The 24,191-nt window shown below is 33.6% G+C and carries 15 protein-coding genes and 3 pseudogenes; 15 read left to right on the forward strand and 3 right to left on the reverse strand.

Annotated features, from left to right (window positions below):
- Window positions 1-1,052: 1,052 nt before the first annotated feature.
- The 3 genes from ltrA (at window position 1,053) to ACUN0F_RS00015 (ending at window position 4,975) form a co-directional block, all read left to right on the forward strand.
- On the forward strand, window positions 1,053-2,984 hold the full coding sequence (gene ltrA / locus ACUN0F_RS00005; RefSeq protein WP_131933887.1) for a group II intron reverse transcriptase/maturase: 1,932 nt from the start codon (window positions 1,053-1,055) through the stop codon (window positions 2,982-2,984).
- Between the two features lie 766 nt (window positions 2,985-3,750).
- Window positions 3,751-4,380: a Holliday junction resolvase RecU gene (locus tag ACUN0F_RS00010; protein ID WP_445538907.1), complete on the forward strand. Its 630-nt coding sequence runs from the start codon at window positions 3,751-3,753 to the stop codon at window positions 4,378-4,380.
- 139 nt (window positions 4,381-4,519) lie between these two features.
- Entirely contained in the window at window positions 4,520-4,975 is a 456-nt protein-coding gene (locus tag ACUN0F_RS00015) for a hypothetical protein (protein WP_327988993.1), read from the forward strand.
- An 846-nt stretch (window positions 4,976-5,821) separates the two neighbouring features.
- Here ACUN0F_RS00015 and ACUN0F_RS00020 read toward each other — a convergent pair.
- Window positions 5,822-6,094, reverse strand: coding sequence for a hypothetical protein (locus ACUN0F_RS00020; protein ID WP_327988994.1), 273 nt, complete (start codon window positions 6,092-6,094; stop codon window positions 5,822-5,824).
- Between the two features lie 331 nt (window positions 6,095-6,425).
- Here ACUN0F_RS00020 and ACUN0F_RS00025 point away from each other — a divergent pair, with 331 nt between their 5' ends.
- The gene (locus ACUN0F_RS00025; protein ID WP_327988997.1) at window positions 6,426-6,620 is read left to right on the forward strand and encodes a hypothetical protein; all 195 of its coding nucleotides are present in this window, start codon (window positions 6,426-6,428) and stop codon (window positions 6,618-6,620) included.
- 81 nt (window positions 6,621-6,701) lie between these two features.
- On the opposite strand, the pseudogene ACUN0F_RS00030 reads toward ACUN0F_RS00025, so the two are convergent.
- Window positions 6,702-6,941, reverse strand: a pseudogene (locus ACUN0F_RS00030) (nucleoside hydrolase); the annotation flags it as partial.
- A 761-nt stretch (window positions 6,942-7,702) separates the two neighbouring features.
- On the opposite strand from ACUN0F_RS00030, the gene ACUN0F_RS00035 reads away from it, so the two are divergent.
- The 5 genes and pseudogenes from ACUN0F_RS00035 (at window position 7,703) to ACUN0F_RS00055 (ending at window position 13,886) form a co-directional block, all read left to right on the forward strand.
- Window positions 7,703-8,473 (forward strand): ADP-ribosyltransferase, encoded by a 771-nt coding sequence (locus tag ACUN0F_RS00035; RefSeq protein ID WP_327988995.1) that lies wholly within the window; start codon window positions 7,703-7,705, stop codon window positions 8,471-8,473.
- 450 nt (window positions 8,474-8,923) lie between these two features.
- Entirely contained in the window at window positions 8,924-10,291 is a 1,368-nt protein-coding gene (locus ACUN0F_RS00040) for a glycosyl hydrolase family 8 (RefSeq protein WP_327988996.1), read from the forward strand.
- 247 nt (window positions 10,292-10,538) lie between these two features.
- Window positions 10,539-10,640 (forward strand): annotated as a pseudogene (locus ACUN0F_RS00045) (IS6 family transposase); the annotation flags it as partial.
- Between the two features lie 723 nt (window positions 10,641-11,363).
- A complete protein-coding gene (locus ACUN0F_RS00050) occupies window positions 11,364-12,533 on the forward strand; it encodes a serine hydrolase domain-containing protein (RefSeq protein WP_327988693.1) in 1,170 nt (389 codons plus the stop codon).
- A gap of 228 nt (window positions 12,534-12,761) precedes the next feature.
- Window positions 12,762-13,886 carry an HD-GYP domain-containing protein gene (locus ACUN0F_RS00055; protein ID WP_445538908.1) on the forward strand — a complete coding sequence of 375 codons (1,125 nt, stop codon included), beginning with the start codon at window positions 12,762-12,764 and terminating at the stop codon, window positions 13,884-13,886.
- A 607-nt stretch (window positions 13,887-14,493) separates the two neighbouring features.
- On the opposite strand, the gene ACUN0F_RS00060 is transcribed toward ACUN0F_RS00055, so the two are convergent.
- Window positions 14,494-14,943, reverse strand: a complete 450-nt coding sequence (locus ACUN0F_RS00060) for an Rrf2 family transcriptional regulator (protein ID WP_327988729.1) — start codon at window positions 14,941-14,943, stop codon at window positions 14,494-14,496.
- A gap of 670 nt (window positions 14,944-15,613) precedes the next feature.
- On the opposite strand from ACUN0F_RS00060, the pseudogene ACUN0F_RS00065 reads away from it, so the two are divergent.
- The 6 genes and pseudogenes from ACUN0F_RS00065 to ACUN0F_RS00090 all read left to right on the forward strand — a co-directional run bounded on the left by ACUN0F_RS00065 (window position 15,614) and on the right by ACUN0F_RS00090 (window position 24,023).
- Window positions 15,614-16,300: pseudogene (locus ACUN0F_RS00065) on the forward strand (response regulator transcription factor).
- Window positions 16,297-18,159 (forward strand): sensor histidine kinase, encoded by a 1,863-nt coding sequence (locus ACUN0F_RS00070; RefSeq protein ID WP_445538909.1) that lies wholly within the window; start codon window positions 16,297-16,299, stop codon window positions 18,157-18,159. Before ACUN0F_RS00065 ends, ACUN0F_RS00070 begins: the two are co-directional and overlap by 4 nt.
- Window positions 18,160-18,446: 287 nt before the next feature.
- On the forward strand, window positions 18,447-19,691 hold the full coding sequence (locus ACUN0F_RS00075; RefSeq protein ID WP_445538910.1) for a DUF418 domain-containing protein: 1,245 nt from the start codon (window positions 18,447-18,449) through the stop codon (window positions 19,689-19,691).
- A gap of 745 nt (window positions 19,692-20,436) precedes the next feature.
- The gene (locus ACUN0F_RS00080; RefSeq protein ID WP_445538911.1) at window positions 20,437-21,222 is read left to right on the forward strand and encodes a polysaccharide deacetylase family protein; all 786 of its coding nucleotides are present in this window, start codon (window positions 20,437-20,439) and stop codon (window positions 21,220-21,222) included.
- 382 nt (window positions 21,223-21,604) lie between these two features.
- Window positions 21,605-23,497, forward strand: coding sequence for an S-layer homology domain-containing protein (locus tag ACUN0F_RS00085; protein WP_445538912.1), 1,893 nt, complete (start codon window positions 21,605-21,607; stop codon window positions 23,495-23,497).
- 91 nt (window positions 23,498-23,588) lie between these two features.
- Window positions 23,589-24,023: an Rrf2 family transcriptional regulator gene (locus ACUN0F_RS00090; protein ID WP_445538913.1), complete on the forward strand. Its 435-nt coding sequence runs from the start codon at window positions 23,589-23,591 to the stop codon at window positions 24,021-24,023.
- Window positions 24,024-24,191: the final 168 nt, after the last annotated feature.

Below are 24,191 nucleotides of genomic sequence, written 5' to 3' on the forward strand. Positions count from 1 at the left end.
CCTTATAAGTGTGCAAACACGAAATAGGAGGGTTATCAATTTGATAACAACAACTGATTGACTGAAAGTAGGAATGAAAGCCTTCATGTTGAGCTGAAACTACTTATCTGATACTCCTACATGCAAGGCGTGATAGTAGTCACAAGTTGTATGAAGCTAGGTAAAGTCGACTGAACAAAACCTAAGTGAGAAATCATATGGTAATGGATAGGTCGGGATGCTACAAAATATCTATGGTGAGAATGTCCAATAGGATTGGCGAACTTGCGAATGGTGCGAGACGTTAATCTCAAAAGTTGAGCTAATAACTCAATGGGGAGAGATTGGTCTTGAAGTGGTCTGAAATAAGATTACAAAAGATACAACTTCTTTGATGAGAGAAAGGAATGATAGGGTAACGCCTTGAAACTTCTCCAGTAAGATACCCTAACCTAATGTCGATTGCAGTCGGCATTGGCAACCATAGCTGGGTAATGAAGGTTGAAGCTACCGTAGTGCCTTCCAATGGGAAAGACAACCGAAAGCCATTCGAAGTAATAAATCGGATGGAATTGTAGTGAATACTCTCTGTCGATTAAATATGGTGAGAATGTTGTACCAACAACTGACGAATTCTTGAAGGTAAGCTCCGCAACTAGTACGGTTCAGAAATGAGTCGGGCATGAAAAAAATTGCTGTCTAAAGGATTGAAACTATCATTCGGGGACTAAATCCTAACGTAGTTACAGGCTACGGAGCTGGACACGGAGCAAAGAGAACACCTAAGTTTAATCAATGATAATCAAAGAGGAAAGTCGGAAGCGGTTAACGTCCACGATGTAATAGACGTGAACAGGCATGTTTAGTTAGATAGGAAACGCTAATGCGAGGGAACTATCTTTAATAAGCGATGAAATTAGTGGAATGACCATTGATAACTCTTGTAATGAGAAGAGGAGGAACAGCCACAAGTCAATAAATATGGAAGGAATAATTCTATCATTCAGTCCTAGCATGGATTCTGGTGAGACTCAAAAGGTCATCAAAATTCACACGAAGGTTGGTGATAAACCATGAATGAAATTCTAATTGGTAAAAACCTTAAAGACAACAAACTGAGACATGCAGAGTATTACGGAATGCAAGAGGAGTTTGACGAACTGTACCAACAGTCAAAAGAGATGAAAAACTTCAAAAATCTTATGAAGATAATAATCTCAGAGGAGAATATCCTACTCGCGTATAGAAATATTAAACGCAATAAAGGCAGTAACACTCCGTCAGTCGATAAGGTTACTATTGAAAACATTGAGAAATTAACACAGGAACAATTTGTTGCAAAAATGCGAAATCGCTTTAGCAACTACTGCCCAAATGTCGTGCGAAGGAAAAAGATTCCTAAGCCCAATGGGAAAACGAGACCACTCGGTATCCCATCATTTTGGGATAGGCTAGTCCAACAAAGTATTTTGCAAGTTCTTGAACCAATTTGTGAGGCAAGATTCTGTACTAGAAGTTATGGTTTCCGACCGAACAAAAGTGCAGAACAAGCGATAGCGGACGCTGTGTTCAAGATAAACCAAACTAACTTAACCTATTTAGTAGATGTAGATATACAAGGGTTCTTTGATGAAGTGAATCACGTAAAACTAATGCGACAATTATGGACGTTAGGCATTCGTGACAAACAACTACTCGTGATTATAAGAAAAATCCTAAAAGCACCAATTAAATTAGAAAATGGCGAAATAATCCACCCAACCAAAGGAACACCGCAAGGTGGAGTCCTTAGTCCTCTACTAGCAAACATCAATTTAAATGAGTTTGACTGGTGGGTAAGTGACCAATGGGAAACGGCAAAAACTCGACATAGCTTTAAATATAAAACGGTGCAAGGAAGAATAGGAAGAGACAATAGAGCCCTAAAGAAAACAAAACTAAAGCCAATGTATATCGTTCGGTATGCTGATGATTTTAAGATTTTCACGGACACACGTAGCAATGCAGAGAAAGTATTCAAGGCAACGCAAATGTGGTTAAAGGAACGCCTTCGGCTTCCGATATCCGAAGAAAAATCAAAAGTCACGAACCTTAAAAAGTCTAAAAGTGAATTCTTAGGATTCATGCTCAAAGCGACCAAGAAAGGTAAAACACGAACAGGCAGCTCCAAATACGTGGCGGAAACGCATATGTCTGCAAAAGCTATAAAACAGGTTAAAGCTAAGTTGTCGCAACAAATCAAAATAATTCAAAAATCGCCAAATAGTCTTAACTGTGTAAAGGAAATCAATAAGTACAACAGCATGGTCATAGGAATTCATAATTACTACGAAATAGCAACGCATATCAATCTTGACCTTAATAAAGCAGGATATGAGCTATTAAAACAAATGTACAACCGATTTCCAAAAGCTAAACCCAACCAAACTGAGTCGAAAGCATTTACAAGGCATGGTGAATACAAAGGGAAAGACAAAGGAATTCTCAAATATGTCAAACGGGATAAGAAATACATGAGGTATCTCATGGAAAGACCAATCCTACATCTAACTGATGTAAGACATAGGAATCCAATGTTGAAGCGTAACGCAGTTAATAAGTACACCGTAGAGGGACGAGCGCTAATCCATAAAAGGCTAGAGAAGGTCTCTGAATCAGAACTACAATGGCTCAGAAATCATCCAGTCACAAACGAAAGAGCGACAGTAGAATTCAATGACAATCGAATTTCGCTATATGTTGCCCAAAATGGGAAATGCGCGATCACAGGCGAAAAGTTAGACCTACTAGATATGCATTGTCACCACAAGAAATTGTGGAGTCTTACTAAAGACGACAGTTATCAGAACTTGATTCTAATCAAATCAGAAGTCCACAAACTAATACATGCAACAAATCACGCAACAATTGCAAGATTGTGCGATTATCTGAAACTCGACGAAAAAAGTCTGACTAAGCTTAACAAACTTAGAAAACTAGTAGGAAACGATGAATTAGTACAATAAATTCCTGAACAATTCTCACAAAGAAAAATAATAGCAAAAACAAAAAAGAAATGCATGATTGAATGAAAAGAGGAACATATTTATTGATGGAGCGCCGTGTGAGGTGAAAGTCTCACGCACGGTGTGGAGCGGGGGAAATCTGAAAAGAGAATGGAATCCTAGAGGATTTTACACTTAGTAAGCTACCTATCGCTATTACGGGTCTAAAGGATTAATCCATTAGAAATGTGTATGTCGTTAATGACGATGTTATCTACCGAAAAGTAAGAGTAAATGATATAAAATTCGGAACATCTAACAATGAGGATGTAAAGATAACAGGCTTACAGCAAGCACTTAAGGATATGTGTATAGCTAAGTCAATTGGAACGTGGTAAGCAAGAAACTGTCACCAAAGCCTACTAGCAGACAGGTGCAAATACGGTTCTAACGAACCGAAATTGCTTTATTCTTGTGAAGGTGGGGACACAGTATCAATGAAGCATGTAACAAATGTGGAGGGATAGTCCCTAGTCTTGATCGTTGAAAACTAAATCAACTATATGTAACTCACAGGATCGAGTAAGATGATGTGACTTTTCGTAAGAAAAGAGAATTAATACGTTGGTGAGTACAACATGGTTTGTAATCTAGTTGCTTTAGTATAAAAGGATAAGATGGGGCGCTGTATGCGATGAAAGTCGCACGTACAGTGCTAAGCGGGGGAAAAGATGGAGATAACTTCAAAGTCTTACCTATCGCAACTAATAGAAAGTGAGGAATTACAATGGGACAAGGAAACCGCGGAATGGCTTTTGAGAAACTTATTAATCTATCGAATGAAATGTATCAAAGAGGGGGTGTGGCGCTTATAAACAAGCGTCCGACGCCTGTGAAGGTGTTAAAAAGTGCAGGTGGACGAGTATTAAATGGATTCTATGAAGCTAAGAGTACAGTAGACTATGACGGCGTGTATAAAGGACGAGCAGTAGCATTTGAAGCGAAGTCAACGCAGAGCCTTACACGATTCGATTTAAGTAACATTGCACAGCATCAACTAGATTACTTGGAGAAAGCAGAAAAGATGGGAGCGGTATGTTTCTTCCTTATAGAGTTCAGTAAGGATCAAACAGTATTCTTGGTACCTGCATCAGTAGTTCAGTCTTACGTAAGGATGTCGCATCAACCAAATGGTAAAAAGTCTATATCAAGAGCAGACTTTGATGTTTATAGGTACTTAGTAGAGCAGTCAGAACGAGCTCCAGTGGATTACTTACAATACATTGATGAAGCAGTAGCTCCAGTTATGTTTGATGGCATTATTCAATTTGATCAGGACCATAAAAAGGTAGCGAATAACATTGAAGCGGCAAAAGAGAAGATGGCCAATAAGAAACGTAAATTATTAAAGGCTTAATGGATAACGGAACAACGCGCAATAGTGTGGTGGGGGCTATGTTAATGCGCGATGTTCCCTTATTCAACAATGGGTGATTAAAATTTCACGTACCTTATGTGGTGTTAAAAAGACAAAATCAGAAATAGGGAGATTTACCATGACAAACATTTATCAAAACTTAGGAGAAGAAATTGAATTAATGGAGATTGAATTGAAGGACTTGAAGTTAGAACATAAATACCTGATTAAAAACATGCATATGAATGCACCTAAATTCAATGGAGTAACAGACTATAGCAAGGACCGTGTAACAGGTGGACTAATCCTATTAGCGTTAGATGAAATTACTGGACGTCATGATTGTATTATAGAGAAGTCAGAACGATTAAAACAACGTATTGCTGATAAGAAAGGATTAATGGGAGAAGCGCAGTTTATTATGAGCAAAAAGAAAGGTCTAGAACAACAGATTATTTATTTACGAGATGTAATGGGATTCAATTTAAAACAGGTTGCTAGTGAACTAGGTTATAGCTATGACCATATTAGAAGAGTGAGCAGCAGAATGAAAAGAAGCCACAATCATGCCACAACGAAGACACACTGCTCTTGATAATTAGGTGATACACTATTATTACTGAGAGGTAGCGGAAACTACTTTAAAGTTCTTGATTTCGAGATGGATTGCTTTACAAATGTGGTGATGGTTCGTTCGATTGGATGAACTGAATTGTTTTAAAAATATAGGTCTAAACGAGCAGAGAGCTTCCGCTCTTTGTTTGAGGTAACAGCGTACCTGGTGGGTGGTATCGGTTCAATTCCGGTATGCTCTAATAGAGCAAGATGGCACTCGTGAGACTACTGTAGGTTCGATTCCTACCGGCTGTTACTACAAACAAGGCGTCGGAAGAAACATATACGTCTTGATATAAATTAAAAATCCTTTATAAGAGAGTTACCCCATAGCTCTCATTCGGCAAGTGGTATGTGATACCCTAAAATCACGGGACAGCCAAAGTATTGGCAAACTCTACGGAGTATAAACGAGAAGATTCTTAGTCTTCTCCCAACCACCGAACGTAAAGCGCGTAGCTAATAAGAGCTAGAAAATTATATGATGCGGTGGCTTGGAAGAGGAACTTTTGCCATTTGTTTTCTCTTTTCTCCCATCTCCTTGAAAAGCTCGATTACTTCGAAGGCTCAAGTTCCACTTGGGTTATTAGTAGGAGTAATGGGGCTTTTTGTTTTGTATAATGAAACGGGGAGGGATTTGATATGGCAGAAACTAGACCAGGCGGTTGAATAAGAATATTTAAGATTAAGCATCCATAGCGGGTGATTTTTTCTTTGTTATATAGAAATTACACAATTAAACATATTTAAATACTGTTTTAGGTATAACGTGAATTGACTCATAAATTCATAAATGATACAGATAACGGATATTTTTCTATTTAGATTAGATGTTAAATGTACCGTGAAACTCTTGGAAATACAATGCTGGGAAATGATAATGATATTGGTATATTACGGGGGAAGGCGGAATTGTAGGAGTAAAGGGAGTGTACCCAGGTTGCATACCATATTGACCGTATGAAGGATATTGAAGTAAATGTTGCCAAGTAGCAGGTGATTCTATTCCTATACTAGGAGTTCCTCCATGACCAGAAGCAACATGAGTTGATGGAGCAGCTGGAGCTACAACAGCAATCCTCATCGGGAAAAGATTCATAATATAATCACTCCTAAAGTAGTATTCATGTAATAGGGTATGCGCTTACTGAATATAGATGTGCACAATATAGGTCTATAAACATAATAATCAACGAACAGAAAATAGGGTTACTAATCTTATGATGTATCCATTATGGGTGTTTTATTTTACTATGTAGATAGAACAAACATGTATATAGCAATTATCGTAGGCGCTGCTGTGATCTGGGTGGCGTCTTGTTTGTTGTTAAGGAAAGATAGGTAGAAAATATAGACTAGTAAACAAGCTGTTTTTAACTTTTAAACATAGAATATGATGAAATCTATTTTTAGAGGAGGCAATCATATCTATGGGATGCAATAATAATTTTGGACATTCTCGGGATTGTAATAGATTTTGGGATGATTTGATGTTTTGCGGATGTAGACATAGACGCAGAGATTTTAATGCCTGTCATTGTAGACGTGACCGTGACCGTGACTGTGATTGTGATGAGTGTCGTCGCAGACGTAATCATGACCACGATGATCGTCGGGATTGGTAAATTCCTTTGGAAGAGTGCTTTGAAGAAAAGCGCTCTTTTTTTGTTCAGGAATTTTCTTGTCTTATTTGTTAAGGGATGATAAGGGAAATACTGAACCAATATACCTGTCAACGGTACAGAAGCCCCAAGGAATATAGGTATCTCTTTTTTTCCCGCAATGTACTTCAAATAGTTAATATTTCTGATAACATTCTCTCTTGATACATTTCCATAATCGGCGACAATCCCTACAAGTTGAATATCTTTACGAAAAAAGGTATACAGAATAGCAAACGCATCATCAATTCCCAAATCTGTAAACAGGAGCACTTTTTTCGACATATATCTTCCTCCAAAATTTATAGGGTTCTATTTTCACTAAGGATGTAGTGAGTAGGCAACTAAGCTTGTACGTATATATTTTATATATTCCTAAAAAGTGAATTCTATTCATATGTAGTTATCATAAAAACACTTAATGCTATAAAAATGTAACTTACATATCAATCATTCTCATAGTAGACAAAAAAGCTCACTTCTTATCTTTTTAAAATAAGAAGCTAGCTTTGTCGTTTTTGGGATAACTTGATTTTTTAAGTTGATGGATGTGTGGTGCTACCCCTTCTTGACCAGACCTTTTGTTAAGATTCCCCTATAAAAACAGTGGAAAATATAAAATTAGACGAATGTTGAACATGTTTTTTTGAATCTATTATTTTTTATCTTTGTATTTCTTTTATATAGGAATCATAAAAGGATATTACTATTACATAATAGTTTTTCATATACATAAAATTATTCTTCTGATAATTAATGGTAATTACGTATAGTTACCCTCGCTTCATATTAATATTTAATTAATTTGTATAAATATCAAGATAATTAACGAATAATGACTTTAATTCTCTTATGTACTCCTTCTCATTTATGTTGAGTTTTGTGAGTATCAATTGCTGTAATCTTCGAAAATTATTTATATAAATTATCCTATTTTATAAAAATATAAAAAACATATCAAGTCAGACTTCTTTTGAAAAATATTTAAAAGTATTCCGAAACCTTTAAAAAAGGATTACGTTTGTTATGTAAATAAATTTTAAGGAGTGGTAAAGTTGAAACGTTCACTAGGTTTATTATCAACTGCTGTTGTAACAGGATCAATGTTATTCGGTGTAAGTGGTCACAGTGCATATGCAGATTCACTTTCAGAGGAAAAAAATATGTATCAAGTAGCGGCAAAAGAATCAACTGAATGTAAGAAACAAGGACAGTATAAAGTGTGTGAAACGCCAGAACAAGCAAAAAAATGGGGAGAAAAACAATATAATAAGTGGAAACCAAACAAAAATGAACAGACTGTTTTAAATAGCTATACAAAATATGCTGGGAAATTTAATACACCATTAAGAGATAACAAGGGAGACATAACAAAAATTAAAAATCAAAACGACAAAAACAATATTCTAGCTTTAGACAGCGTATTAAATAGAGGTGAGATACCTGAAGATGTAATTTTATTCAGAGGAGATGACCCTATTGCATTTATGGATGACCCTAATAAACTAATAAAAAATGGTAAAATCGATAAAGAAGAATTTAATAAATTGAAAGTAAAATATAAAGGGAAATCTAGAACGGAATATGGATATATAAGTACTTCTGTGCTATCTAATACTCCAATAGTTAGCACAAAAGTTTTCCAAATAGAATTTAAAACATTAGCTGGAACACACGGAGGATATATAGAAAAACATAGTTCTTATCCAGGACAATATGAGTTTTTACTACCTAGAAATACAACTTATATTATAAGTAAAATGGAATTAAGTAATGATGAAAAGCATATAAAGATTGAGGCATTGGTAAAAAGATAATAACAAAACCACCTTCGTATTATTCAAAGATTCCTTCTAATATAAGTTTTGAAACTTATAAAAATAGATAGTAATGCAACTTTAATTGATAGAATAGTATGAATATACGAGTTGATGGATGTAGGTAGTACTACATATTAGCTTTCAAATAGGAAAGAAGGTACTCATATCAGTAATGAAAATGCCTTCTTATCCATTTCTTACGTTAACATGTTATGAAATTTGATAGAGTTATTATATTGAAAGTTCATTTGGTCTATTAGTACTGTTGTGATAGCGGGCACACATGAAGGTATATAAACCTACGTGGTTATTATCCATGATAACTTAAATTTCTATTACGATAACCATAACTTACCTCATAAGTAAAATGGAATGGGAACATTAGTAGAGTAGTGTTCATACAATCGTGTCTGTATTTGAAAAATATTTTTGTAAGGAGCCGAAAAAATGAGCCGAAAAAGAAAGATATTCACCGTTATATGTGCATTTGGGATAGGATTAGCAAGTTATACTAATTGTGCTTCTGCAGAGGCTTTAGACAACACTTCATTAAGAGATACTTCAACTATATCAAATTATTCTCAAGTATCAGCTGTTGCTAAAGAGATGAAACCCTTCCCACAACAAGTAAACTACTCTGGGATTATTAAACCGAATCATGTTTCACAAGAAAGTTTGAATGCTTCAGTTGAAAATTATTATAATAGTTGGAAAAATAAGTATCTAAAGAATGACCTTTCTTCACTTCCAGGTGGCTACTACGTCAAAGGAGAAATCACAGGAAATGCTGATGGATTTAAACCGTTAGGAACTTCAGAAGGACAGGGTTATGGTATGATAATCACAGTCTTAATGGCAGGTTATGATTCAAACGCCCAAACTATTTATAATGGCTTATTTAAAACAGCGAGAACTTTTAAAAGTTCTGAAAATCCCAATTTAATGGGTTGGGTTGTAGCCGATAGCAAAAAGGCGCAAGGGCATTTTGATTCTGCGACAGATGGGGATTTAGATATTGCTTACTCACTTCTTCTTGCTCATAAGCAATGGGGATCAAATGGCACAATCAACTATTTGAAAGAAGCTCAAAATATGATTACAAAAGGTATTAAGGCTAGTAATGTAACCAAAAATAATAGTTTGAATTTAGGTGATTGGGGTTCCAAAAGTACATTTGATACTAGACCTTCCGATTGGATGATGTCTCATTTAAGAGCGTTCTACGAATTTACAGGGGATAAAACTTGGCTTAATGTTGTTGACAATCTCTACAATACTTATACACAATTTACAAATAAATACTCGCAAACTACAGGATTGATTTCTGATTTTGTTGTAAAAACCCCACCACAGCCTGCACCTAAAAACTTTTTAGATGAATCAAAACATACCGATGCATATTACTATAATGCGAGTCGTGTACCACTCCGAATTGTTATGGACTATGCAATGTATGGAGAGAAGAGAAGTAAGGTGATTTCTGAAAAGGTTACTACGTGGATAAAAAATAAAACAAAGGGTAATCCATCTAAAATTGTAGACGGTTATAAACTAGATGGAACAAATATTGGTGATTATCCAACAGCTGTATTCGTTTCACCATTTATTGCCGCCGGTACAACCAACAGTAATAATCAAGCTTGGGTGAATAGCGGTTGGGATTGGATGAAGAATAAGAAAGAAAGCTATTTCAGTGATAGTTATAATCTATTGACCATGTTATTTTTAAGTGGGAATTGGTGGAAACCGATTCCTGATGAAAAAAACATACAAAGCCTAATAAATTCAGAAGTTCAGTCTGAATTTAAGGAATAGAATTCAGATTTCTATGAATATCAAAGTTGAAATTTCTCATCTTTCAAAAAATATAGAGATAGGCGTGTGGCAGTAACGCTTATAGTAAAAAACGTAGGAATACATACTCCTACGTTTTTTGTTCATACATTCTCTTGTTTATATGAGGGGGGGTACTCATTAACAAAAATTAGCATTTCCTACTAGTGCAAAAAATCTATCAAACTTGGACATTCTGATACTGGTAATCTAAAAGGGCGTAATTAGTATGAAGAAGCAATATTTATTCAAATAGAATCATTATCAATCTGATGTAATTATACTAACAATCAGATGGTACCTACGTTACAACCTAAATTTTCGTGACTTGGGCTACCGCCCCATCGCTATCAAGCTAACAAAACAAAATTCCCCCTAAAATGAAAAAATCCGCTATTCTTTCTGTAGAATCATAAGGAGGGATGGCGTTTTTTGCAATAGGGGGTCACCATACACATCCATCAACTTAAGTAAAGTAAACACCCCAAAAACAAAAAAATGAGATGACTTCTCAAAATAACTAACTGTAGAGAAAGAAAAATTTTATTTAGTGGGTACTTCAAAATCTTAGCTTGATGGCGATGGGGTCACCATATCCAAAAAAGAAAATTGTGCGTATAGACATATTTTTCAACCGCTTCCTGTACGTTAAGGGACTCTTTATATTTTTTACAGTTTTTTATTATGAAATTCTAAATAACTAATTATAATAGGTGAAAAAAACAATCAATAGTTGGGTTACGGAAAGGATTCGAATTTACATTCTTTCTCAATACATATTATGGATAAATAAAGTAAAATATGGGTTGGGGTTATGTCTCATATTGTGTTAATCCTAACAATAACCAAGGGTACATAATATGCTTTCATACCTTTCAATAATTTTGTTATAGGAGGGATGGAGATTTAAATGGCTCAAATTGTTGATATTGATAGGTACCTTTGTACTGGGGCTTTAATCTATATGCGTGAGGGCCTTTCCCTAAGTCTTGTCAGGAAGTAAGGAACAGTAAGCAAACACTTATACAATATGAATAGAGGAGAGGAATGCCTTATGAAAATACGTAGTCAAATTACATGTGCAAGTCTGGCCCTTTTAATAGCTGGAAGTTCCCTGTTATATACAACACCAATCTCAATTGTAAAAGCAGAGCCCACTCAAAATGTATCTAGTTCGTTACAAACAAATACTCAACGAGATCGTACTTACGTCAAGCAAGCAATGCGGGATACATTGCAACTTGGATACCCGGGGATACTTGCTAAAACTTCTGAGGGTGGAAAAACGTGGGGGTATGCCGCTGGAATAGCGGATCTGAGAACCAAGAGACCAATGAAAACAGATTTTCGTTTTCGCATTGGGAGTGTGACGAAGACGTTCACCGCAACAGTTGTACTTCAATTAGCTGGAGAGAATCGTCTGAATTTAGACGACTACATCGAAGACTGGTTGCCTGGTGTCATTCAAGGAAATGGATATGATGGTAACAAGATTACTATCCGGCATATATTGAACCATACAAGTGGTATCGCTGAATACTCAAGGTCAAAAGACGCTGATTTTACGGATACAAAAAAATCGTATACGGCTGAAGAGTTAGTGAAGATGGGGGTTTCTCTGCCTCCAGACTTTGCCCCAGGAGAGGGCTGGTCTTATTCAAACACAGGATACGTATTACTGGGCATTCTTATTGAAAAAGTAACCAGAAACAGCTATGCGGAAGAGATTGAAAATCGGATTATTGAACCACTTGAATTGTCGAATACATTCCTACCAGGCAATTCAAGTGTTATTCCAGGCACTAACCATGCCCGTGGATATGTCCAACCAGACGGAGCAAGTGAGCTAAAAGACGTTACTTATTATAACCCAAGTGCAGGTAGCTCTGCTGGAGATATGATTTCTACTGCTGACGACTTAAACAAATTCTTCTCTTACTTGCTCGGTGGCAAATTACTGAAGGAACAGCAACTAAAACAAATGCTTACTACAGTTCCTACAGGAAAAGAAGGAATCGATGGATATGGTCTTGGAATCTATGAAACTAAGCTTCCAAGCGGTGTCTCGATTTGGGGACACACAGGTGGCATTCTAGGGTTTACTACCTTTGTTGGAGGTAAACTTGGAGGCAAGCATACGTTGGTCGTCAATTGGAATAGTTTGGGTAGAACTGACAGTCCTAATCCTTTTAAAAATATTTTACTTGCTGAATTTAGCAAGTAGGAAAAAAGGAAAAATTTACAGTGATTTTCATAGTTAAAAATATACTTTTCTGGTTCAAAAGCCCCAACTTATTTTCAAGAAAAATTTGGGGCTTTTTTTGTTTTGGTGGCGTTTATTCTTCTTAAGTTGATGGATGTGTATGGTGACCCCAATAGAATGGATACTTGGACATTCGAGATAATATAATATAATATTTATATTATTAACAAAAGTTTGGCGGTGTTCACAATGATTAAAGGCATTAAAAATATTGAAACTAAGGAACCCATAAAAGTGTTTTTATTCGTTCCTTGTATTATTCTTTTATTTGATAATATTTATCATTACTTTATTCTTAGGAAGGATTTCTCGCTACAGAAATTTTTATTTGAACTAGTATTTTTATTTATTTTTATTTCATGCATTTTATATAACAAGTATTTACAAAAAATGAATAAACAAGTGTTAACAAAATACATTTTTCTTGGTGTTAGTGCTATTTATCTTCTAACATACGACTTTATATTTACACGTAGTCCAAATACTTCTTTACATGTGCCTTATCTAGAATGCTTCTTAGTAATTTCTTCACCTTTATTTTTAAGTATTCGTTTTCTTCTATGGGTGTCTATTTGTATGATATGTAGATTTCTAATCGCTATTTATTATTTTCACGTTAACTATCCAATAAAAATAGTATTATTGTTTATAACAATCATTATTACGTCATTTTTTGTGTTTCTTTCATTAAAATTTTTAGTGCAAAAAATAAAAGTATCCTATGAAAAACAAATGAAAGAAACAGCTTTATCGGTAATGAGGATAATGGAATTAAAGGATCCATACACTAAAGGACATAGTGAACGTGTAGCAAATTATGCTACTATTCTTGCTAGAGAAACAAATGAATATAATGATAAATCTTTAAAACAATTTCATTTTATTTGTTTATTACATGATATAGGGAAAATAGGTATTCCTGATGAAGTTTTAAAGAAGGCGTCTTCTCTCACAGAAGACGAATATAATATTATTAAGGCACACCCACAATTAGGATTAGAAGTTTTCAAAAATATATCTTTAATAAAAGGTAGTGAAGACATAATTCTTTCTCATCACGAAAGATGGGATGGAAATGGTTATCCTCAAAAATTAAAGGGAAATCAAATACCATTATGTGCAAGAATTGTTGCGATAGCAGACGCATTCGACGCAATGACTTCTTCAAGAGCATATCGTTCGGCCCTATCTCCTGAAGAGGCTTATAAACGTATCATAGAAGGTTCCGGTACACAATTTGATCCATCAATAGTAGAGGTTTTCAAAAAGGTATTTCCCTTATGGGAAAAAATGATCCCGAAGTCTTTTAGTTAAAAATTCATGCCTAAGATCAATTCATATAAAAATTAAAAATGTTATTCTTTTACTATATACGGATAACGTTTTTAATTAGATAAAGTAAAATTTTGGTGAATCAAGCCCTTTTATCAGTTCTTCATTCTCACGCTAGAGCTTTTTCATTTTGTACTGGGGTACTATCATATCGCTATCAAGTTAAGCCTGTGAAAAGTCAATTTTAGGCCAGATTGTTTTTTTAAAAGGTAACTGAAGGTGATTAAAAGATTTGCAAACGCCCATAATACTAGGCATGTACTTGTCCCAACGGGACCATATCTGTAGGGGATTTGCTATAGTAGATATATTTCGTATAAAGGATCATAAGTTTGCCGGATATTGGGATATTATTTAAGAGATTTCAAGTGAGATAACTAATAATATGTTTTAGAAAGAAGATATAGTTAATTATTTAGATTCAGTTAGAAAAAAGCACCTTTAGAATGGTACTTTTTTTCTAATTCGATTTAAATTGTTAAAGATGTATAAGATGGAAAGGTATAGAGCACAAACAATTAATCAAATATTAGAAGATATTAAGAAAAAGCATGTAAATATAATTATATAGGGGAGTTTCAAATAAGTTTTAATTTATATTTTTAGCAACAAGATCAGGTTGAATGTTTAGTAATGAAACTACTTGCTGCATTGTAACATTTTGGAGGAATTCTTCCATTTTTTCCTGGGATTGAATAAGAATTAGTTCCAAAACCATGTGTATACGTGCACCAACAGGACACATTGGATTTGGGTTTTCATGAAAAGAGAATAATTTATTTTTTTCAACAACTTCTACTGCACGATATACATCTAATAAAGTAATAAATTGAGGAGCTTTAAATAAATGAGCTCCATTTTTCCCTTGTGAAACGTGAACAATTCCTGATTTTTTTAAGCACAATAATATCTTACGAATTATTACTGGATTACAATTTACACTTTTCGCTAAAAAGCTTGAGCTACAAAGGTATAATGGATCGTTTTTTAATAAGCATAGAATATGTACTGCAATCGTAAAACGACTACTAATTTTCATAATTTAACATCACCTAAATGTAACCATTTTAGTTACATCTTTAAGGGAAGTCAACATCTTCTTATGACATTTATCATTTTAGCCAAGAAGACTTCTTCCTTAAGAAACGCGAAGAGCCAAACCCTAATAAGTATCGGGAGATGAATTCGCTTCGGACAAGGAATAGCAGTAAGCCATCCTAATTGCCCGATAAGTAGTAGAGTGCTACTTATCGGGCAATTTAGAGATATAAGTTTTTTATTTTATTAAGTATTTATTTCAAATTATAATTAATAAGCAAGATATAAAATTTATTTAATAGTAAATTTGATTTTGTTTGTATGTTACTTATCATGGTGAAGGTAATTTTTGCGTATATGGATTTAAGAGTTTTTGATAATTTAGTAACTAATGGGTTCACATGTCCATCAAGCTAGTATTATGTAGTACATTCAGAACAAAATTTTATTTTCTAGAACATCCAAATCTTTAATTAGATTGAGGTGCTTTCAGTATTAGAATAGATTTTAAGAACTTTTCTGCATTTTATCTTTACATTAACATAGTAATATCTGTATATGATCACGCTAAATATATTTGTAATAGAAATAGTGAAAAAATCCATATTAGCTAAAAAATATAAGGATAATTCTTTCTACAAAAATCAACTAATTAATGAGGGAGATAAAACATGCAAAGAAACATTTTAATTGTGGAAGATGAAGATATTTCACGTGAAATTGTAAAAGATTATTTACTAGATGATGGATATGAGGTGTTAGAAGCAACTGATGGAAAAGAAGCATTATCTATATTTGAAGAACATGAGGTGCATTTAATTATTCTAGATATTATGTTACCAAAATTAGATGGTTGGTCAGTTTGTAGAGGGATTCGTAGGACATCTAATATGCCAATTATTATGCTTACAGCTCGTGTGGATGAAGATGATACATTGCTTGGATTTGAACTAGGAGCGGATGATTATGTTACAAAGCCATACAGTCCACCAATTTTATTAGCAAGAGCAAATTGATTAATTGAAAGTCGATATTCCTCCCTCATTAGCGTAACTAATGAAGATACATTAATGAGCAGTGGTATTTATATACATTTTCCTTCACGTACCGTAACTGTAGATAAGGAAGCTATAAGTTTGACACACACGGAGTTTGAAATGTTAACATATTTAATGCAAAATCAGGGAATTGTTATTACGAGAGAACAACTGATCACTAAAATATGGGGTTATGAATTTGCTGGGGATGATCGCACCATAAATAGTCATATTCGAAATTTACGTCATAAATTAGAAAAAAAGGCAAATCATATTGTAACAGTGGTAAGAGCTGGATATAAATTTGAGGGAGACATATGAAAAAAGGAATTGTTTTAAAATTATTTTTATTAACAACAGCTTTATGCATGTTAATTTTAGCAACCATCTTTATTGGACAAACAATATTCTTTAAACAGTATTATGCGAATAGAAAAATAAATGATATGAAAACAAGTATGAAATCTTTCGAAAAAAAATACTTAGATAGTGAAGGTAATATACAAGCTATTCAAAAGCTAGAACAAGAATTTTATCAAGAAAATAATGCATTGATTACAATATTAGATAGTAATGCCAATTTAAAATATGCAAATGATTTTTATGTAGAAGTGAAAGTGGATAATTCTGATGAGAAAGATTTAAATAATAAGTTACTCACTATTCCTTTATACAATCTAATAAGTCTAGAAGATATTTCAAACGAAAAATTACCAGTGGGGGTACGAATATTTGGTTATGGAATAAATAAAAATTCTAATGTGGTTCCTTATGAGTTGGGAATAGAGAGAAGTGGATTCCTTTGGGAAAATAAGCAAATGTCAATAAAAGTAGATGAAATGCTTTCAAAAGAAAAAGTAAGGTTAAATGAGATCCAAGAGAAAGAGAAATCATCAATGTTCCCAAGTAAAGAACCTAATGAGATTGATAAGAATGATGCTCCTATAGTTTTCTTTAATGGGGAAATTACTAAAATTAAAATACCTGATAGAAACGAGACAGCAACTACAATTTATAAAAATGAATCATTTATGAGAAATATAAGAGAATTTCAAATGAATTTATTATTCAATGAAAGTAAAAATCATTATGATTCTTTACAGACGCTTGATTATAAGAAAAATGACATAAAATATAAATTGTTAATATCGCCGATAAAAGAAAAAGATGGAGTAACAACATATATTTTCTTAATGGCATCCCTACAACCAGTTGATGAGGCTGTACAAATGGTAGAAGATTACTATGTATACATTTTTGCATTTGTAGTACTTCTTATTTTTCTAGCTTCTTTTTATTATTCCAAACAAATTGCAAAACCTTTATTACAAATAAACAATGCAACAAAAAGGATTGCAAACTTAGACTTTTCGGAAAAAATTCCAATTACATCAAGAGATGAAATTGGTGATTTATCTAAAAATATTAATACACTTTCGAATACACTACATTTGCATATAAATCAATTGCAAAAAGACATAGAGAAAGAAAAACAATTGGAGAATACACGAAAGGAATTTATTGCAGGTGTATCACATGAATTAAAAACACCTTTGAGTATTATGAAAAGCTGTATTTCGATTTTAAAAGATGAAGTCGCGAGCCATAAAAGAGATTATTATTTTGAAGCAATGGCAAAAGAAGTAGATAAGATGGATGTATTGATTGTTGATATGCTTCATTTGGCAAAATTTGAATCTGGAACATATAAGATGGATATGGATATTTTCTTTATTGATCAATTAATCGAACAGATTTGTAAGCAGTTATCTTTAGAAATAACAAAAAAGGAACTACAAGTTCATCAATGTCTTTCTAACGTTGAGGTCATTGCTAATCAACATCGAATTGAACAGGTGCTTACGAATTTTATTACAAATGCCATTCGTTATACACCAGAAAAAGAAAAAATTTTGATTTCTACAATACAAGAAAATCATCGTGTAAAGGTATGTGTAGAAAATAAAGGTGCTCATATTCCGAAGGGACAACTAGAGAAGGTATGGGATAGATTTTATCGTGCAGATGCTGCTCGCCAACGTTCAAAAGGAGGAACCGGTTTAGGGCTGGCTATATCTAAAAATATTTTAGAACTACATGGCGTCGAATATGGTGTATGTAATACAGAAGATGGCGTATTATTCTTCTTCTATTTAAATAAAAACAATAAAAGCGAGTAGAAAGAATTTTTCTACTCGCTTTTATTGTTTTTATGGATTTATTCTGAATTTATTCTGAATTATGATTATATGCTTTTGCTCTTTATTTATAATCTTAATAGTTACTACATCTTGTATATGATTTTATGTTATATCCCCATATTCTTTAACTTGTTTTGATGTAATATTCATTTTATCTTTATTTCTTTCTAGTAATCTATTTTTTGTATAGAGAGGGTTAACGATGTTAAATCTAGCAATTAAACCCTGTTTTTTCACATACAAATAATAGAGAAGGGATAGAAAAAATGTCGGAAAAAGTTAATGAAAAAAGGATTAGAATTTTGGACGAGTTCGTCAAAGAATCTGAGCCAGAAGCAAACAATAAGATTAAGAGTCTGGATTTTGAGGAAGGTCCTAAACAAGAACAAAGGAATTCTCAGAAGACGGGGCGTCTAGTAGCGCTTGATGCAGTTCGTGGCTTAGCTGTAATAGGAATGTTTATACAACACTTTGCCTTAAATGATATGAATGCTTCAATCGTATCTGGTAACACTACATTGTTATTTATACTTTGTGGAGGTATTTCTTACTCCATTATGGCTCGACGTACGAAAGAAAAAGGACTTGGGGCCACTACGTTCCGATCTAGAATGCTCGCACGTGCGGTGTTTATCGATATAATTGGGTATCTTCTTATTATGCTTAACACTCATGTCGGTGTGATCTTGCCTGCCTATGCAGCACTGTTCGTACTGGCACTTGTTCTGGTTCATCGTTCAACACGTGTACTCATTATAACAGCAAGTGCTCTGATTGTTGTGAGTCCACCTCTGATGATCCTTGGAGAAAGCCTTTTGTCGAACTCATATCTTCTTAGAGATATAGGAGGCGGCCCTATGTCTGGGATAGCACTCGCACCCGCTTTCGTCGTAGGTATGGTCATTGGGCGAATTGACTTAACAAAGCAGCGCCCTGCATTTCTACTCATGTGTAATGGTTTGATTATACTTATCATTTGTAAGCTGTTGGCTATTTCTGTCCTTCCTGATCTCAGTCGATCCTTTGAGGGGTGGCTCATAAGCTTTCAAGGTTCCGTTAGTACCCAGCCTGATCCAAATTTAATTTGGCCATCTAATGCTCAACCACCAATGTGGCATACTCTTCTTTGGACAAACGCACACAGTGCATCAACATTTCAAACCCTGACGGGGCTTGGAGCTGCATTCCTTGTGCTGGGTCTTGTATTTCTTGTGCTGGGTCTTGTATTTCTTGTACCGAAGAGAGTTTCCATCGTGTTGACGCCTTTCGAAAAGGTTGGACGCGTAGCATTAACAATGTATGCGGCTCAGTTTGTCGTATTGTGGGGGCTTCAACTGGCGGGGATACAGCAGTATAGTCTGGAAATTCCATTCGGGGATCTACTTGTGGCAACTGCAACACTGGTAATTGGAGGGATAATTGTAAAACTTCCTGCTGGTCCGCTCGAAGCAACGATGCGACACTTCGATCACTTTTTCAGTAACAATCAACCAGTTAAGGCAAAAATATAGAGATAAATTATATCTACTTCAAATAATATTGAAATTAATTGGAATAGGCTTTTTAAATTAAAAAATAAATAAGTTTGTTTTTTGATTGTTAAATAGATAATACCCCTAATTAGAACTATCACGATGAACCCGTGTCACAATTAAATGTGATTTTACAACAAAACAGTACCCTCTAATTTGATGGAGAGGTGCTGTTTTATTATTTTAATATTCTCTCTTAATGAAAAAAATGATCCTCGAATGTTTCTAACCAGATCGGATTTCTTCTTGGCCAACTTAAACTTCCTTTTCAACGGCTCTCGTGTAAAAAATATTTGATAGAAATATAGTGTATTAATTTCCTTGAATTTGCTAGTTTATTGGATTTTTTGATTTTGGACATACTTCTCTTTTGGAAGTATCTATTTCTTTTTGATCGTGTGCATAGCCCCTATCGCTGCAGTAACTCGTTTGGTAGTCCTTGAGGATTTAAATCCTAGTATCGAACGAATTCGTTTTTTAACACAGTGATAATCCTGTATACGATTCTATGTTAAATTTCAATATTCTTTAACTTATTTCGACATAATCTGCATGTTATCTTTATTTCATTTTAGTAATCTATTTTTGTACAGAGCGGGGGTAATAATATTAAATCTAGCAATTAACTCCTGCTTTTTACGCATAAATAATAGAGAAAGGATAGATAACGATGTCGGAAAACAGTAATAAAAATAGTGGAATACGGGGAGTGTTCCTAACGATAATGATACTACTAACAACTTCTTTTCTTATGTTCTTTATAATAGGTAAGTTTAATTCCACTTCCGCAAAAGGAGCAAACCAAGAGGGGAAAAATAACCAAAGTATAATGTCACAATCTAAAGAGATAGAAAATACAAAACCACAAAGAGAAAAAAGAGCAGATGGAAAACCTGTAGGAAAAGTTGTTTATTTAACATTTGATGATGGTCCTAGTACTTTAACTGGGAAATTTTTAGATCTATTAAAAGAAAACGATGTAAAAGCAACATTTTTCATGCAGGGAAGTAATTTACAAAATGCAAGTTATCAGGAAAATGTAAAGCGAGCAGTAAAAGAAGGGCATTATATCGGTGCACATAGTATGACGCATAATAGTGATAAACTATACAAGAATGGACAATTTGTTCCAGAAATGAAAGAAACATTATCCCTTATTAAAGATATTACAGGTACAAATCCTAAGTTAGTACGTCCACCATATGGATCAGCACCAGGGCTAAAGAGCGAAGAAGTTCGTAATCAAATTGTAGAAGCTGGAATAAAAGTATGGGATTGGACAATTGACTCTTATGATTGGAAATTAAAGAATAATCCAAATGAAATTATAGAAAATGTAAAAAAATCTACAACAGAGGATGTTGAAGTAGTTTTAATGCATGAAAAACCTCAAACATTAGCAGTTCTTCCAGAAATTATAAAGTTTTATAAAGAAAAAGGTTATGAATTTGGTGTATATAATGATGCTGATCATTTTCACCTGAATTTCCAAAAAGATCATCGTCTATAAAATATGATTTTAGCAATTGAAAGCTACAGTGAACGTGAATTTATAATTATTCATTATATGTAATAATTACTTTGTTGATTATTTAGTAGATTATCTTACAAAAGTGTAAGGATACTGTAATTGACATTATTTTTAGGTGTAACTGTAATTGTTACACAGAGTTGGGTGAATTAAATTGTCAGTATTTCAAAGCAAGATGTATTACTAAAAACCCTACATTCATGGCTTGTTTTTTGCTTCCTTTTTGTGTGATATTTACTAACTAACTATATTTTAAAGTAAAGTATTTTTAATTTGGATATTTTACTTCATTCACAAAAATGATTTGTCTTAAATTTACTCCCCAACTCCCCATAATAAACTTTTAGAGGTGTTATATTTTATGAAAAATAAATTAATTGCAGCAGGAATTGTTACAGGAGCTTTATTATCATATTCATCTAATATTTTTGCAGATACTTTGAGATTCCCGGATGTACCCAAATGGGCGGAACAGTCGGTTAATTATCTAGTGGATAAACATGCTATTAATGGACTACCTAACGGCACGTTTGGATCATATGAAACATTAGACAGGGCTTCTGCAGCCACAATTATAACAAAAGCATTAGGAATAAAAATAAACCAAAATGAAAAGCCTTCATTTAAAGATGCACAAAATCATTTGGGAGCGCCTTATATCGCTGCAGCAGAAAAAGCAGGGATAGTTAATGGGGTAGGAAATGGTCTATTTAATCCATCGGGTAAAGTTACTCGTGCGGCTATGGCAACAATGCTTGTGAATGCATATAAATTGCAAAGCCCAGCAGAAAGTGAAGCGAAAACTATATTTAAAGATTTAAAAGGACATTGGGGTGAAAAATCCGCAAGTATTTTAATTGATTTAGGAATTTCTAATGGTACTGATAATGGTTGGCAACCAGACAAATTAGTAACTCGTGCGGAAGCTGCACAATTAACTGCTAAATCCGATATGCTTCAAAATAGAGCTGAAGGAGCCTTAAATAGTTCGAAAGAGAAAATTTCAAACAAAATAGAAGGGTATATGGATGGGGTAGTAAGTTCTATCATTAGAGATACAAATGGGGACTGCATCAAGGTTAATTATAATGATAATGATGGAAAAGATCATTCTGTTTACGTGTGGGCATCAAAAAAACATGATTTTGAAGAAGGGGATACAGTAAAGGTTAGCAAGATTGGTAATTATGGGGAAACAGTCTATCATAAAAGTTTTAGATATCAAACAACCCAGTATGATAATGCTAAATCTAAAGTATTAACTGATTCACAGGGAGCCATAACAAAAGTTAATGAGAAACAAAATGAAGAATTAGTAATGGGTGAAATAGAAGATATATTTAAGGACGAATCAGTTGATTATATTGGAGTGAGATTAAAAGATAATGAAGGTAAAAAACAATATGTAGATGTACCTGTTCCTCAAGGCCATTCATATAAAAAAGGCGACAAAGTCAAAGTGGGACATAAAGAAGAATGGGAAAAGAAAGTAAATAATAAATATATGATCGCATGGATAAGTCCCGAAGGGTCTATTTCCAAGGTAAATGAAGAGCAAAAAGAAGAGTTTGAAATAGGTGAAGTAGAAGGGATAACTAAGGATAAATCCATTGATTATATTGAAGTGAAATTAAAAGATAATGAAGGTAAAAAACAATATGTAGATGTACCTATTCCTCAAGGCCATTCATATAAAAAAGGCGACAAAGTCAAAGTGGGACATAAAGAAGAATGGGAAAAGAAAGTAAATAATCGAAATATGACCGCATGGATAGGTCCAGAAGGGGCTATTTCAAAGGTTACTGGGAATGAAAAACAAAATGAAGACTTTGTAATAGGTGAAATATACAATGCAGAAAGGTATCATGTCTCTGTAAAATATATTAATAATAAAGGCCAAACAGACTATGTACATGTAAATACATCTCATGAACATAACTTTAAAGATAGAGATAGAGTAAAAGTAATTAACAAAAAAAGTTGGGATGGAAGGTTTGCATTAGAAGGGTCTATCTCAAAGTTTAATGAGAATGAAAAGCAAAATGAAGATTTTGTAATAGGTGAAATATATAATGCAGAAAAGTATCATGTCTCTGTAAAATATATCAATAATAAAGGTCAAACAGACTATGTGCATATGAATACATCGCATGGACACGACTTTAAAGATGGGGATAGAGTAAAAGTAATTAACAAGAAGAATTGGGATGGAAGATTTACGCTAGAAGGATCTATTTCAAAAGTTAATGACTAGTAGATTATTGATTCGCTTTTAAATTAGTAAAATAAGATAAAAAGAGTTTTAACTAACTGTAGTTACCTTATGTATGAAAAGGATATAAATTATGAAAATTAGTATTAGCTTAACAGTTGCTTTACAAATTTTATCTATTCTTAAAAAAAATCCGTCAAAGCCTTATTGTTTGGAATTTATAGCGAAAACTTTAAGTGTTCATCTAAAAGTTATCCAAAGTATATTACTATGTTTAAGAGACACAGGGATTGTTCGTGATAAGCAAAAAGGAGAGGGATGGTATCTAATTAAAGATGTACATCTTATTACATTATTAGATGTTTATCGTTCAGTATGCACAGAAGAAGAAAAAATATTTTCTATTCATGAAAATTTAAATTTTAATTGTCCTATAGGTGCAAACATACAATTTGTTTTAGAAATTATTCTTATTCAAGCGCAAGATGAAAGGGAACAAATATTGAAAAACGTTACAATGGGGCAATTAATAGCATTATTAAACAATGAAAATGATACTTCTAAATGAGTTTTATAGTATATTTATTAAAAGTTTTAATTGTAAATCTCAAGTTATTCTTATTATCCAAGTATGTTAGGAACAATATTTCAACAATAGTCGGGGGAAAATATATAAGAAATATCTATTTAAAACAACCTGTCAGGGGGCATCAAGCGACATGTAGTTGGATTTGAT

It is taken from the genome of Bacillus sp. 1A (genome assembly GCF_052682215.1).